Genomic DNA, 14634 nt, shown 5'->3' with positions numbered 1-14634 from the left:
GTATTACCAAGCAAAGAGGAGTTGAACAGTTTGAATACGCCCGAATCAAGAGAGGGTAACCTGATTCGCTATAGCGTCTATGTTGTTGGTTATTTAATGGCAATTGGCGTAATTAAGTTGGTTACCCAAAAGGCCTTGTTGCACATCTGGGATTTAATTTTATTTTTCCTAGTCGCAGCGATGGTGCTTTTGTTTTATATTTATCGCTTTAATCGAGAACAACGCTTCTTTGCTCGTGATTACTACATTCCATGGCTAAGTGATTTTGGTCTGATTATCGGTTTAACTTTAGCTGTAGTAGCAACGCGAATTGGCGTAATGTACTTACAGTCCTATAATCGGATTAGTTGGTACAGCTTTCAGATTAGCTATTTGAAACATGAATCTAGTAGCATGTTTTGGTTCCTAATTTTAGCAGTTGGTGTGGTTTTACCGATTTTGCAGGAATTTTTAGCGACCGGCTTTTTATTTAATTATGCTTTTAGAGAAAACAGCCAGATAGCAGGAATTTTAGGAATTGTCAGTTCAGGTTTAATCTTTACGATTCTTGGTTTCCAACCGTCATTACCTTTACTAGTAATTGATTTTTTATATGGTTGTTTATTTGCTTGGTCGTATCTATATACGCAGACGATGTGGTTACCAATTTATTTGGCAGTAGTTAGCGCTCTGTTAACTGTGATTATGACTTAGAAAGAAAAAATCCTAGGACAAATTGTCCTAGGATTTTTTGATATAAGCGGATAGCGTGAATCGAACCCGCATCTACAGCTTGGGAAGCTGTCGTTCTACCATTTAACTATACCCGCAGTATGCTTTTATTCTATCATTAATTTTAATAGGCGCCAAGCTAATTTTTTCGAGCTTGCTTGGTTACCGTTAAAGAAAAATTACTGCGGTCAATTAAACTAGTAAAGTTTTGAAAAAGCCATTGTCGTAATTCACTCGGCTGGATGACTAATGGCATGCGATTATGAATGGCTTGCATATCGCTATTCGGCTGGGTAGTAACCATGGAAAAATAATCTTGGTCATAAATGCCAGCAATTAACGTTAATGGCTGCTCAGGATTACTGAAGCTGTAGCGGTCATGATAAGTGCGGTCATTATTTGTCTTGTAAGTTTGTTTACTAGATTCAAAGAATTCTTGGGCAATAATTAGGCAGCGCTGCCGGGCAAAGGATTTATCCCACATGGAAGTTTTTTGCTCATAGAAACGTTCAATCCGTGCATTAAAGACGGGCTTATTTTGATCAACTGGACTAGGATAACCCCAGCTCTTTTGCACTAATTGTAATTTTCCATCTTGATAAAGCAAAACTGGGGCGACACTCTTAGGATAAATATCTTGGGCTTCACTAGTAAAGTTAGGCTCAACTAAAGGAAGAACTAGATCCTTTTTCAAATATTGCGCAATCTCACTTAAACTGGGAACGCGAAATTGGTTACACATTTTTCTCACCTCAATGATATTGTACCTGATTCGCCGCTTAGTTTAATCATGGGCGCTTTTTTGCTAAAATGAAGGGTAATTATAAGAGAACAAAAACTTTTACACAAATTAAAGAAAAGGAAGTAACACTATGGCAAAAGAAATCTTATTAACAGGTGACCGTCCTACCGGTAAATTGCATATTGGTCACTATATCGGCTCATTAAAGAACCGGGTTAAGTTACAAAATGAAGACAAGTATGAGCCTTACATCATGATTGCGGATACGCAAGCTTTAACTGATAATGCGCGTGATCCAGAAAAGATTCGGAATTCTTTAGTTCAAGTAGCTTTAGATTACTTAGCAGTTGGAATTGATCCAAGTAAGTCAACGGTTTTTGTGCAATCACAAATTCCTGCTTTATTTGAATTAACTGCTTACTACATGGACTTAGTAACAGTAGCTCGGCTTGAAAGAAACCCAACTGTTAAAACTGAAATCAAGCAAAAGGGCTTCAAAGATTCAATTCCAGTTGGCTTTTTGAACTATCCAGTTTCTCAAGCTGCCGATATTACTGCTTTTAAGGCAACAATTGTTCCGGTTGGGGATGACCAGGAACCAATGCTTGAACAAACTCGTGAAATTGTGAGAACTTTCAACCGGGTTTACAATACTGATATTTTGGTTGAACCTAAAGGCTATTTCCCAGCTAAGGGTTCAGGTCGACTTCCAGGACTTGATGGGAATGCTAAGATGTCTAAGTCTCTTGGTAACTGCATCTATCTGTCAGATGACGCTAAAACTGTGCAAAAGAAAGTCATGTCAATGTACACTGACCCAGACCATGTTCACGTTGAAGATCCAGGTAAAGTTGAAGGTAACACTGTCTTTACTTACCTTGATGTTTTTGATCCAGATAAAGACAAAGTAGCAGAACTTAAAGCGCAATACCAAAAGGGTGGTTTAGGTGATGTGAAGATTAAACGTTACTTAAACATGGTATTAGAAGCAGAATTAGCTCCAATTCGTGAACGTCGCGAAAAGTATGCTCAAGATGAAGATGCTGTTTATGAAATGTTGTTAGAAGGTTCAAAGAAGGCTAACCAAAAGGCTAACCAAACTTTGCAAGAAGTTAGAAACGCCATCGGTTTGAATTACTTTGATAGATAAGAGGTAAGCCTCATGCATGATCGCATCCCTTGGAAACAATACTTTATGATGCAGGCGCTAGTCATCGCTCAGCGCTCAACTTGTAACCGAGCTTTAGTAGGCAGTGTCCTAGTTAAAGATAATCGCATCATTGGTACAGGTTATAATGGCTCAATTTCAGGCCAACCGCATTGTGATGATGTGGGTCACCAAATGGTTGATGGACACTGCGTTAGAACAATTCATTCAGAAATGAATTCTTTAATTCAGTGTGCAAAAAATGGAGTTTCGACGGATAATACCGAAATTTATGTAACACACTTTCCTTGCTATAACTGTACTAAAGCTTTATTGCAAGCCGGTGTTAAAAAGATAAACTATTATTTTGACTATCGTGATAATCCATTAGCGATTCAATTATTGCATGATTGCGGGGTAGCGTATGAACAGATTAAGATTGACCGAAAGTATGTTGAAAGTCTGGCACACAATTTGGAAAAAGCCGAAGACGAAAATTCTCATTAGCTTATTGGCTTTAGGCACCATTTTTCTAACTATGTCAGCTTTTGTGCAGCCTAATATTAGTGATAATGCTAACCTGTTAGATCGCCAAACGCGGCAGTTAATTCAAGAAAAGAATAATCGCTATTGGCAGACTAAAGAACAACCACAAATTGCGGTCATTACGGTCAAGCGTCTTAATAAGTTAACGCCGCGCAAGTTAAATGCAACTAAGCGGATTTGTTATATTGTAGTGGGTGCTAAAGGGAAAAAGCGGAATGTGCAGATTTTTTCTTCTAAAGATCTGCATGGTGCTTTTACTGCCGATACGCGTATGAATATTTTGCGGGCGGCTGCAAATGACTTACGTAGCCCCCAAAAAGCCACCTTTAATAAAGGCTTGCGGCTTGTTTTTAGAGCTTGTGCGACTAAAATAGATCAACAATATCAGTACGCTTTTGACAAATATGACTTAACTAACGAAGAACAAGATCGGATTAGTCATCCGCACCGCGTGGCCTTGCCATTAGCCTTAGCTTTAGCCGTAATTGTGATGGCTTTGATTTACTTTTTGGGGCGCGTGCGTAAACAAAAAAATGATTAAAGTTGACGAAAGCTTCCTTTGAGTATTACACTCATTGATGGATATTTTAGCAAATGAACTGTTAGGTGAGACTCCTACGTGAACACACGCTATCGCCCGGAAACATCTAGAGATGCCAACGGGTTAAATAGTTGTCGTCGACTTAAGGCGAGATCCAGATAGCTAGCATGTGCTTACGTCACGTAGTGTTAAAACTGAACGACGAGTATAAGAAGCCTTGTTTGGCATGAAGTCACCTGCAGTTAGCAGGTGGCTTTTTAGTTTGTTTGCTCAGCCAAGAGGGAGGAGAAACAATGCTAAATGTAAAAATGGCGCGAAAAGGAAAGAATCCTGACCTACAATTAGTTAAAAGAATTGCTCGTGAAACGCGCGTCGAAACTTTAGCGAGGCTTCATGCCAGTGCGGAAGGATTGTCGACTAGACAAGCAAACATTAATCGCGAAGAATATGGGGCAAATGAAGTTAATACTAAAAAGAATGATTCAAAGTGGCACTTTTTCATTGAAGCATTTTTAACCCCATTTACGATTGTACTTTTTGGCTTAGCGGTCATTTTATTTGTGACGGATGTAATTCCGAGTAGTCAAGCAAATATCAGTACGGCAATTATCGTTTTGGCAATGGTGATTATTGCCGGGATTATTAAATTTGTCCAAAATCTTAAGGCCTCTGATGCGGTTGATAATATGCTGCAGATGGTATCGGTCACAACTAATGTCAAGCGCGATAATGAGGATCAAGAATTACCAACTAACCAAGTGGTAGTCGGGGATGTCATTAATCTAGCGGCTGGTGATATGGTACCAGCTGACATGCGCTTATTAAGAAGTAAAGACCTCTTTTGCTCAACAAGTGCGATCAATGGCGATTTCAATCCCGTAGAAAAGATTGCGACTAAGATTCCGTGTTTTGATCAAGTAGATAATTATTTAAATTATCCTAATATTTTATATGAAGGAACAACTATCGTTTCTGGTTCTGGGGCGGGGGTTGTCTTTGCAACTGGTGAACATACAGCTTTTGGTCATGAAATTCGCATTGCTAATCGCAAGCAAATTAGAAGGAATACTTTTAGTATCGGAATTAAGAGTATTACTAAGTTATTGATGACTTTGACGGTCGTAGTCGGCAGTTTAACTTTCTTACTCAACGGTTTAACTAAACAAGATTGGCTAGGGTCACTGGTGTTTGCAATGGCGGTAGCTGTTGGCTTAACGCCGGAAATGTTGCCAGCGATTGTTACTTCTAATTTGGTTAAAGGTAGCAGTGAAATGGCTAAGGGCGGGGCAGTCATTAAGAAGATGGCCTCGATTCAAAGCATGGGTTCAACTGATGTCCTATGTACTGAAAAGACTGGCTTCTTAACTCAAGATCGAGTAATGCTGGAGCGGCACTACGATTTAGCCATGCATGAAACTAACCGGGTGTTAAAACTAGCTTATTTAAATGCTTATTACCAAACAGGGATGAAAGACCTGATTGATGAAGCGGTCATTGAAGCGGCTGGCGATGAGTTGGATGTTGATGATATTCAACGTGATTACAACAAGATCGATGAAATTCCTTTTGACTATAACCGGCGGCGGATGAGTGTTGTAGTGGCAAATTCTGATGAAAACCACGGTGAACACCTGCTTTTAACTAAAGGGGCAGCTGAAGAAGTTTTGGCTGTGTCAACTAAGATGGAATTAAATGGGCAAGTTTTACCATTAACGCCAGAGCGTAAAGCGCAAGTCTTGGCGCAAGTTGAAAGCTTAAACGATGATGGCTTGCGGGTTTTGCTTTTAGCTTATCGGCGTCACCCAGCTCCAGTAGGAGAATTTTCAGTTGAAGACGAAAATGATCTGACGGTGGTAGGTTTCTTAACCTTCCTTGATCCACCAAAGGAAAGTTCACGGGCAACCTTAGCCAAATTGCAACGGGACGGAATTGCCGTCAAAATTCTAACCGGTGATAACGAAGCGGTGACACGGACTTTAGGTCTGCAAGTTGGGCTAAATGTTGATACCGTTTATTCAGCTGAGGACTTTGAAGGTAAAAGCACTGAAGAAATGGCGCAAATGGTAGAAGAGAGTAATATCTTCGTTGAATTAACGCCAGAATTAAAAACGCAAATTATCCGCCTCTTAAAGCGGAATGGGCATGTGATTAGTTACGTGGGGGACCGGATTAACGATGATCCTGCCATGCGACTGGCGGATGTAGCGGTGTCAGTGGATAGTGCAGTAGATAGTGCTAAAGAAACTGCGAATGTGATTTTGCTGCATAAAGACTTGGCCCTTTATGAAGAAGCGGTGCGAGTAAGCCGGAATGTTTACGGTAATATTGTGAAATACTTTAAAGTAATTCTGACTTCTTCTTTTGGCAATTCACTTTCGATTTTAATTGGCTCTTTGTTACTACCGTTTATGCCAATGATGTCCTTGCAGCTCGTTTTGCTTAATTTGATTTACAGTTTAAGCTGTTTAGTGATTCCGTTTGACAAGATGCCCAATAATTACTTACAAACACCACGAACATGGGGCTTGTCACGCTTGCCTAAATTTATGTTTACTTTTGGACCGGTATCGACAGTAATTGATCTGCTTAATTTTGGTCTATTATTCTTCTTTATTTGTCCATTCGTGGCAGGTGGAAGTTATCAATCTTTGTCTGCTAGTGGGCAAATGCTGTTTGCCACGACCTTTTACACTGGTTGGTTTATTGAAAGCTTATGGGTGCAAGAATTAATCATTCACAATATTCGTGAGCGGCGTTTTCCATTTATCAGGCAACATGCGGCTTGGATTGTGATTGCTACTACCTTTGCGGCCGGCGTGATTGGCACCGTCATTCCATTTTCTGGGATTGCTAAAATCTTGAATTTTGGTCCAATTCCTTCAAGTTATTTGTGGTACGTCTTACTGCTGATGGTGCTTGATATTTTATTAATGGCCATTGTGAAGAAACTTTATTTACGCAAAGAAAAGTTCTTAATTTAAAATTTTGAAGCGTCTAGGAATTATCCTTCCCAGACGCTTTTTCGATGGTGTATGATGGTAGGTAAGATTTATTTCATTTAAGGAGACGAATTTTAAGTATGGCTGATAAGAATACTTTTTATATTACAACCCCAATTTATTACCCATCTGGTCGATTAACCATTGGGAATGCTTATACCACAATTGCTGCCGATACTATGGCACGTTACAAGCGTAGTCAAGGTTATGACACTTTCTTTTTAACTGGGACTGATGAACACGGTTTAAAGATTGAACAAAAGGCTGAAGCTCAAGGAATTAGACCACAAGAATTTGTCGATAAGATGGCTTCTTCATACAAGAAGTTATGGAAGAGCTTAGATATTTCTTACGACAAGTTCATTAGAACTACTGACAAAGAACACGTCCAAGCTGTGCAAAAGATTTTTGAAAAGTTATTAAAGCAAGGCGATATTTACTTAGGTGAATATACTGGTTGGTATTCAGTTGAAGATGAAGAATACTTTACTGAATCACAACTTGCCGAAGTTTATAAAGATGATGATGGTAATGTCATTGGTGGTAAGGCACCAAGTGGCCATGAAGTTCGCTTAGTTAAAGAACCATCATACTTCTTCAAGATGAGTAAGTATGCAGATCGTTTGGTTGAATACTACAAAGAGCATCCTGAATTTATCTTGCCTCATTCTCGTGAAAAGGAAATGCTTAATAACTTCATCAAGCCTGGCCTTGAAGATCTATCCGTTACGCGGACAACGGTCGACTGGGGCATTCCTGTTCCAAGCGATCCTAAGCACGTGGTTTATGTTTGGATCGATGCTTTGTCTAACTATATTACCGCTTTAGGTTATGGCTCAGATGATGATTCTTTGTTTAAGAAATATTGGCCTGCTGATGTGCACTTGGTAGGGAAGGAAATCGTCCGTTTCCACACCATTTACTGGCCAATTATGTTAATGGCTCTTGGTTTGCCACTACCTAAGCACATTATTGGTCATGGCTGGGTCTTAATGAAAAACGGTAAGATGTCTAAGTCAAAGGGAAATGCTGTTTACCCAGAATCACTTACAAGCCGTTATGGTGTTGATCCATTGCGTTACTACTTAATGCGGGCATTACCATTTGGTGCTGACGGTATTTTTACGCCAGAAGACTTTGTTGAAAGAATCAATTATGACTTGGCTAATGACCTTGGTAATTTACTTAACCGGACTGTTTCCATGATTAACCAATACCAAGCAGGTCAAGTAGCTCCTGTTCCAGTTGCTCAAGACAAGTTTGGTAAAGAATTGGTTGATACAGCTGCTAGTGTAATTGCTGATTACCGCAGTCAAATGGATGAATTACACTTCTCTCAAGCTTTAGACAGTATTTGGAAGTTAGTTTCCCGGGCTAATAAGTATATTGATGAAACCACTCCTTGGGTTTTGAACAAGGAAGCTAAGAAGGATGAATTGTCTCATGTTATGAGCAATTTAGCTGAAAGTTTACGCTTAATTGCCATTATGATTTATCCGGTCATGACTGAAACTGCACCTAAGATGTTCTATCAACTTGGTTTAAACTGGGGTGATCATGACCAAAGAAACTTAGCTTTTGGCGATTTTGCTTGGAACACTAAGGTAGTTGAAAAGCCAAAGCCAATTTTCCCAAGACTTAAGGCCGACGAAGAAGTTAAGTACATCAAGGACGAAATGGCTAAAGCTAAGCCAAAGAAGACCACTAGAAGTGAACAAAAGCAAGGCAACGAAATTACCATCGATGACTTTGATAAGGTGAAGATTCAAGTTGGTCAAGTTTTAGCTGTTGAACCAGTTAAAGGCTCAAATAAGCTCTTAATGTTTAAGCTAGACTTTGGCGATGGTAAGGAACGGCAAATTCTAAGTGGTATCCGTAAGTTTTACCCAGATGCTAGTGAATTACTTGATAAGAAGGTCTTAGCTGTAACTAACTTGAAGCCACGGAAGATGTTAGGTCATCTTAGTGAAGGCATGTTGTTATCAAGTGAAAAAGATGGCGAAGTTAAATTAGCGATCGTTGGTGATGAACATCCAGTTGGAGCTGAATTAGGTTAATGGAAATTATTGATAATCATACACACCTGAATGACGAACCATTTCGCGGTAAAGAACAATATTATCTTGAACGCGCTAAAGCACTTGGGGTAACCAAGATTATTTGTGCAGGACAGGATCCTGACTTTAATGAGCGGGCCATCGATTTAGCTCATAAATTTGATAATGTCTATGCCATGGTTGGACTTAACCCTGATATTGCTAAAGACTACAATCAAGCAGCAGAAGACGTATTAGTTAAACAGCTGCAAGAACCTAAAGTCGTGGCGTTAGGTGAAGTAGGACTGGATTATTATTGGGATGAGTCGCCCCATGATAAGCAACGGGAAGTTTTTGCGCGGCAAATTGAAGTAGCCCATGATTTAAAAATGCCGGTTGATATTCATACGCGGGATGCTTTTCCAGATTGTTATGAGATTTTGAAAAATAGCAATCTTGAATACGGCGCAATTTTGCACAGCTTCAATGGCGGAGTTGATTGGTTAAATAAGTTTTTGGACTTAAATGTGTACTTCTCTTACTCTGGTGTGGTTTCTTTTACCAAAGCAACTGAAGTGCATGAAAGTGCTAAAGCTGTCCCAATGGATCGCTTTATGGTTGAAACCGATGCGCCGTATTTGACGCCTAAGCCTTATCGTGGCCGGCAAAATGAACCAGGCTATGTTCGTTATGTCGCTGAGGCAATTGCCGAATTAAAGGATATTTCACTAGAAGAAGTAGCACAGGCTACTTATGCAAATACTGTGAGAATTTATGGTCTTGAATAAAAAGAATTTTAATGCGGTTGTGGTCGTTGAAGGGAAAGACGATACAATACGTTTAAAGCAATTTTTCCCTGGAATTGAAACTTTTGAAACAAATGGCTCGGCTGTTTCTAAGAAAACACTGGCTGAATTAAAGAAATTAAGTCAAAGCCGCGAGATCATTATTTTTACTGATCCAGATTTTAACGGTGAACGAATTCGGAGGTTAGTTTCTGAAGCGGTGCCTACTGCCAAGCAGGCTTTTATTTCTCGTAAAGAAGGCGAACCCGAAAAAAGGGGTAACAGTTTAGGGGTAGAACATGCTTCAAAAGAGGCACTTGAGCGGGCTTTAAGTGACTTGCATGAAGTTGAAGCTGCTAAGAGTGATTTAACTCCTGCGGCTTATCGGCAACTGGGATTAGCTGGCGGTCAAGGGGCTAAGAAATTGCGTGAACAAGTCGGAATTATTCTTAGCGTTGGTTATGGTAATTCTCAGACTTTTTATGACCGCTTGTTAACCTTTGGTATTTCATTAGACCAGCTGCAAGAAGCAGTTAAGGAGGTTAAAAATGGCAAGTAAAATTCCAATTGGCTCACCTGTTAGAACCCAAGCAATTGTTAACCGCTATTTTGTAAAGGCTAAAAAGAATCTAGGCCAAAACTTTTTGGTCGATCAAAATGCAATTTTAGGGATTGTTGCTGCTGCGGGAATTGAAGCAGATGATCAAGTAATTGAAATTGGTCCCGGGATTGGTTCACTGACTGAGCAGCTCTTGTTGGCTGGGGCAAAAGTATTTGCTTATGAAGTTGACGATAGTTTGCCACCAATCTTGCAGACCGAATTACCGCAAAAGATCAATGGTGTTAGTTTAGCTGACCGCTTCAAGTTGATCTTAAAGGATGTCTTAAAAGCAGATTTTAAAGCAGATATTGGCGATTTTTTTGATTTTAGTAAGCCAATTAAAGTTGTGGCTAATTTACCTTATTACATCACGACACCGATTATTTTTGCCTTAGCTGAATCTGATTTGCATTTTGCCAGTTTAACGTTAATGATGCAAAAAGAAGTGGCAGAGCGCCTTGAAGCTAAACCTGGCACTAAGGCTTTTGGCCCGTTGACAATTGCTGTGCAAACGCAAATGCAGGTTAAATTAGCGTTGACGGTTAGTCACAATTCCTTTATGCCGCGGCCTAAGGTTGACTCAAGTGTCGTCGTCTTAACACCGCTAACAGATAAGCCTGCAATTAGTAATCGCGAGCATTTTAATTGGGTAGTTAAGATGTGCTTTTCTCAGCGGCGTAAAACACTAAATAACAACTTAAAGACTTTGGTTCCTGATAAGGATGAGCGTAAGCAGTTACTGCAGTGCTTAGGCATTGATGGTCATTTACGTCCAGAAGATTTGACGATTGCGCAATTCATTGAAATTGCTAAAGAAATACCAGCTAAATAGCTATTTGTATAGGTAAAAAATCTTGATATTAGCGCTAAATTATGCTAAAATAGTTCTCGAAGGAGTTGTTATTTAGTGCCAACATCAATTAATACAATTAAACAACAGTTGGATTCTCACTTAGGCGATACTTTAACAGTCGTAGCTCAAGCGGGGCGTAAGAAGATTACGAAACGTCATGGAATTCTTAAAGAAACTTTCCCAGCCGTTTTCGTAGTAGATTTAGACCAAGATCAAAACAATTTTAAACATGTTTCTTATAGTTACACTGATCTTTTAACTAAGAATATTGCCTTAAAATTCGATGATGATGAGGCCGAAACAGCGGAAGCCTAATTAAATATTTTTTGAAAAAGCATTAACATCAAGAAAATGTTAGTGCTTTTTTTTTACTTTTAGAGTATATTTGTAAAAGACAAAAGCAAACATTAGAAAGGAAATAAGATGAAACGTTCAGAAAGATTAGTAGATATGACCAAGTATTTGATGGAACGTCCTCATACCTTAATCTCATTGCCTTTTTTCGCTCAACGTTATGGTGCTGCTAAGTCTTCAATTTCAGAGGATTTAGCCATCTTAAAGCACACCTTAGCAGGTAATCAAGATGGGATTTTGGAAACTGTCGCTGGCGCTGCAGGTGGCGTGAGATATATTCCTTACTTGGGTAAAGAACATGCAGAAAATTACTTGGAGGATTTAGCTGTGCGAGTTCAAGATCCTAAGCGGATTTTGCCAGGGAACTTTGTTTATTTATCTGATATTTTGGGTAATCCACAAGATTTACGCCAAATTGGTAAGCTGATTGCGACCCGGTATGCTTATGCCAAGGTTGACACAGTGATGACCATTGAAACAAAAGGAATTGCTTTAGCACAAGCAGTTGCGCGTTATTTGAATGTGCCATTTGTTACGGCGCGTAAACGTTCTAAAGTAACTGAAGGGGCAACTGTTTCAGTTAACTACATTTCTTCATCACTTGACCGAGTTTCTAAGATGGAATTACCAACTAGAGCTTTACCTAAGGGCTCTAATGTGTTAATTGTTGACGACTTTATGAAGGGCGGCGGCACTTTAACCGGGATGCAAGAATTAGTTCATGAATTTGAGGGTAGTATTACCGGCATTTGTGTTTTATGTGAAGCTGACTTTGATAAGGAGAAGTTAGTTAGCGACTACTTGTCCTTAATTAAGATTGATCAAATCAATCAACAAGAAAAAGTGATTAGTTCTAAGCCTGGTAACTTCTTAACGGAAACTGATTTTAGCCGTTTCTAAAATGTTATACTAGATCATAGTTTTGATAATTAAGAGGTTAAAGTAATGGAAAAATTTGTCGTTGTCCTTGCAGCAGGCAAGGGAACACGTATGAAATCTAAGTTGTACAAAGTTTTACACAAAGTTTGTGGCAAAAGCATGGTTGAACATGTCGTTGATGCTGCTCAAGGTGTAAACCCAGCCAAAATCGTGACCATCGTTGGTACCGGTGCCGGTGAAGTAGAAAAGGTCTTAGATGGTAAGTCTGAGTTTGCTTTTCAAGAAAAACAATTAGGTACTGGGGATGCAGTCATGACTGCTAAAGAAGCTTTAGGCAATAAAGAAGGTGCTACTTTAGTTGTAACTGGTGATACTCCTTTATTTACAACAGATACTTTTAATAATTTGTTTGCTTATCACGCTGAAAAAGGTAATGCGGCAACAGTTTTAACAGCTGACGCTCCAAATCCATTTGGTTACGGTCGGATTATTCGTGACGATCAAGGTAACGTTTTGCGGATTGTTGAACAAAAAGACGGTAATCCGGAAGAATTAAAAGTAAAGGAAATTAACACTGGGGTCTTTTGCTTTGACAATCAAAAATTATTTGAAGCTTTAAAGCATGTTGATAATAACAATGCTCAAGGTGAATATTACTTAACTGATGTTTTGGAAATTTTGCGTAATCAAGGCGAACGCGTTGGTGCTTATAAGATGCCTGACTTTAGCGAAAGCTTAGGCGTTAACGATCGGATTGCTTTAGCTCAAGCTACTAAGATCATGCAAAAACGGATTAACGAAGAGCACATGCGCAATGGAGTTTCCTTTATTGATCCTGCGACTGCTTATATTGATAGCGATGTTAAGATTGGCAACGATACCGTAATTGAAGGCAACGTGGTCATTAAGGGTCATACAGAAATTGGTAGTGATTGTTATATCACTAGTGGTTCCCGAATTGTGGACTCTAAGATCGGTAACAGTGTAACCATTACTTCTTCAACCATTGAAGAAGCTGAAATGGATGACAATACTGATATTGGTCCTAACTCTCACCTTCGTCCTAAGGCAATTATTCGCAAGGGTGCTCATATTGGTAACTTTGTTGAAATTAAGAAGGCTGAAATTGGTGAAAACACTAAGGTTGGTCACTTAACTTATGTTGGGGATGCAACTTTGGGCAAGGATATTAATATTGGCTGTGGTACTATCTTTTCTAACTATGATGGGGTTAAGAAGTTCCATACCAACGTTGGTGACCATGCTTTTATTGGTGCCGGTTCAACATTAATTGCCCCAATTAACGTCGCTGATCATGCCTTTATTGCAGCTGATACTACTGTAACTAAGGATGTTGACAAGTACGACATGGCTATTGGCCGCGGCCGTCAAGTTAATAAGCCAGATTACTGGCATAAATTACCTCTTTCTAAAGACAAGGAATGGGAATAATCAACATGAAGAACTTTTACTGCAATTTGAGCAGTTAAAAGTTCTTTTTTGTCTGTTGGTAAGCGTCATATAACTAGGTATCTGTTTTAGTCCTTATTTTTCAGGTATTCTAATCTCATCAAATTGATGGAGGTTAAGAATATGATTGAAAAACAACAGCCAATTGTGGCACTTGAACACTAGACTAAACCCAAGAAAGCCCGTCCACCTCGCAATAATCTATTGCTTAGTTTGAAGAAGAATGACTTTGAATTAAGCTTTTATAGTAGTTTAGATCCTGAAATTATGCATAAACTTTCTGAGAAAGTATTGTCATGATTAGGCTTAGTGACTTAGGTCAAGTCTACATCGTTTGTGGCAAGACTGACCTACGTAAAGGCCTTGATGGTCTGGCAATTTTAATCAAAGAACAGTTTGAGCTTGACCCATTTAGTGGTAAATTTTTTCTCTTCTGCGGTGGCAGAAGAGATCGCTTCAAAGCCCTTTATTGGGACGGTCAAGGCTTCTGGCTACTTTATAAAAGATTTGAAAATGGAAAAATGAACTGGCCCAGTAATCAAAGTGAAGTACAAGCTTCAGACTTCTTAGGAAACTATCCTGGTTACCTGCACTGTGATATGTGGCAGGCTTACGAGCAATTGCCAAAAGCAACTTTAGTTGGTTGTTGGGCCCATGTAAGAAGAAAGTTTGATGAAGCCGTGCCCCAAACCGCTTCTCAAAAATCTCTTGCTCAAAAAGGGCTTAACTATCGCATGTTTTACTTAGAGCGGACCTGGGAAAATTTAAGCAAACAAGAACGTTACCAGCTAAGGCAAGCAAAACTCAAGCCGCTGATGTAAGAATTCTTCAACTGGTGTGAGAAAAATAAAACCACCGTTTTGCCAGGTTCTAAGTTGGGCAGAGCCATTAATTATACCCTCAAGCATCAAGCTACTTTTGAGCATGTCTTGCTCGATGGTCATTTAGAATTATCTAACAATAAGGCTGA

13 protein-coding genes, 1 tRNA gene, 2 pseudogenes and 1 riboswitch are annotated in these 14634 nt (G+C 39.3%); of the genes and pseudogenes, 14 read left to right on the top strand and 2 right to left on the bottom strand.

Features of this window, described 5'->3' with window-relative positions:
- The first annotated feature begins 30 nt into the window (after positions 1 to 30).
- Positions 31 to 693, top strand: a complete 663-nt coding sequence (locus tag EJK17_RS07970) for a CPBP family intramembrane glutamic endopeptidase (RefSeq protein ID WP_103661691.1) — start codon at positions 31 to 33, stop codon at positions 691 to 693.
- 45 nt (positions 694 to 738) lie between these two features.
- Here EJK17_RS07970 and EJK17_RS07965 read toward each other — a convergent pair.
- Together EJK17_RS07965 and EJK17_RS07960 are read right to left on the bottom strand one after the other, a co-directional pair.
- Positions 739 to 809: transfer RNA gene (locus EJK17_RS07965), tRNA-Gly, on the bottom strand.
- Between the two features lie 41 nt (positions 810 to 850).
- On the bottom strand, positions 851 to 1453 hold the full coding sequence (locus tag EJK17_RS07960; RefSeq protein ID WP_103661692.1) for an SOS response-associated peptidase family protein: 603 nt from the start codon (positions 1451 to 1453) through the stop codon (positions 851 to 853).
- A 130-nt stretch (positions 1454 to 1583) separates the two neighbouring features.
- On the opposite strand from EJK17_RS07960, the gene trpS reads away from it, so the two are divergent.
- The 13 genes and pseudogenes from trpS to EJK17_RS11855 all read left to right on the top strand — a co-directional run.
- Positions 1584 to 2603 (top strand): tryptophan--tRNA ligase, encoded by a 1020-nt coding sequence (trpS, locus tag EJK17_RS07955; RefSeq protein ID WP_103661693.1) that lies wholly within the window; start codon positions 1584 to 1586, stop codon positions 2601 to 2603.
- Between the two features lie 12 nt (positions 2604 to 2615).
- On the top strand, positions 2616 to 3107 hold the full coding sequence (locus EJK17_RS07950; RefSeq protein WP_103661694.1) for a deoxycytidylate deaminase: 492 nt from the start codon (positions 2616 to 2618) through the stop codon (positions 3105 to 3107).
- On the top strand, positions 3052 to 3687 hold the full coding sequence (locus EJK17_RS07945) for a TPM domain-containing protein (RefSeq protein ID WP_127796333.1): 636 nt from the start codon (positions 3052 to 3054) through the stop codon (positions 3685 to 3687). The genes EJK17_RS07950 and EJK17_RS07945 overlap by 56 nt, the downstream gene beginning before the upstream one ends.
- A gap of 50 nt (positions 3688 to 3737) precedes the next feature.
- Positions 3738 to 3901: riboswitch (M-box (ykoK) riboswitch) on the top strand.
- A 79-nt stretch (positions 3902 to 3980) separates the two neighbouring features.
- Positions 3981 to 6668 (top strand): magnesium-translocating P-type ATPase, encoded by a 2688-nt coding sequence (mgtA, locus tag EJK17_RS07940; RefSeq protein ID WP_103661695.1) that lies wholly within the window; start codon positions 3981 to 3983, stop codon positions 6666 to 6668.
- 98 nt (positions 6669 to 6766) lie between these two features.
- On the top strand, positions 6767 to 8743 hold the full coding sequence (metG, locus tag EJK17_RS07935; protein ID WP_103661696.1) for a methionine--tRNA ligase: 1977 nt from the start codon (positions 6767 to 6769) through the stop codon (positions 8741 to 8743).
- Entirely contained in the window at positions 8743 to 9510 is a 768-nt protein-coding gene (locus EJK17_RS07930; RefSeq protein ID WP_103661697.1) for a TatD family hydrolase, read from the top strand. The genes metG and EJK17_RS07930 overlap by 1 nt, the downstream gene beginning before the upstream one ends.
- Positions 9497 to 10066 (top strand): ribonuclease M5, encoded by a 570-nt coding sequence (rnmV, locus tag EJK17_RS07925; protein WP_103661698.1) that lies wholly within the window; start codon positions 9497 to 9499, stop codon positions 10064 to 10066. Before EJK17_RS07930 ends, rnmV begins: the two co-directional genes overlap by 14 nt.
- Positions 10056 to 10940, top strand: a complete 885-nt coding sequence (gene rsmA, locus EJK17_RS07920) for a 16S rRNA (adenine(1518)-N(6)/adenine(1519)-N(6))-dimethyltransferase RsmA (RefSeq protein WP_103661699.1) — start codon at positions 10056 to 10058, stop codon at positions 10938 to 10940. The genes rnmV and rsmA overlap by 11 nt, the downstream gene beginning before the upstream one ends.
- A 75-nt stretch (positions 10941 to 11015) precedes the next feature.
- Positions 11016 to 11276: a Veg family protein gene (locus EJK17_RS07915; RefSeq protein ID WP_103661700.1), complete on the top strand. Its 261-nt coding sequence runs from the start codon at positions 11016 to 11018 to the stop codon at positions 11274 to 11276.
- Positions 11277 to 11384: 108 nt separating this feature from the next.
- Positions 11385 to 12215, top strand: coding sequence for a pur operon repressor (purR, locus tag EJK17_RS07910; RefSeq protein ID WP_103661701.1), 831 nt, complete (start codon positions 11385 to 11387; stop codon positions 12213 to 12215).
- A gap of 45 nt (positions 12216 to 12260) precedes the next feature.
- Positions 12261 to 13646, top strand: a complete 1386-nt coding sequence (gene glmU, locus EJK17_RS07905; protein WP_103661702.1) for a bifunctional UDP-N-acetylglucosamine diphosphorylase/glucosamine-1-phosphate N-acetyltransferase GlmU — start codon at positions 12261 to 12263, stop codon at positions 13644 to 13646.
- Positions 13647 to 13960: 314 nt separating this feature from the next.
- Positions 13961 to 14203 (top strand): annotated as a pseudogene (gene tnpB, locus EJK17_RS11860) (IS66 family insertion sequence element accessory protein TnpB); the annotation flags it as partial.
- Positions 14204 to 14218: 15 nt separating this feature from the next.
- Positions 14219 to 14634: pseudogene (locus tag EJK17_RS11855) on the top strand (IS66 family transposase); the annotation flags it as partial.

Source organism: Lactobacillus xujianguonis, from assembly GCF_004009905.1.
Classification (GTDB): domain Bacteria; phylum Bacillota; class Bacilli; order Lactobacillales; family Lactobacillaceae; genus Lactobacillus; species Lactobacillus xujianguonis.
This window is presented reverse-complemented; position numbering and strand designations above follow the sequence as displayed.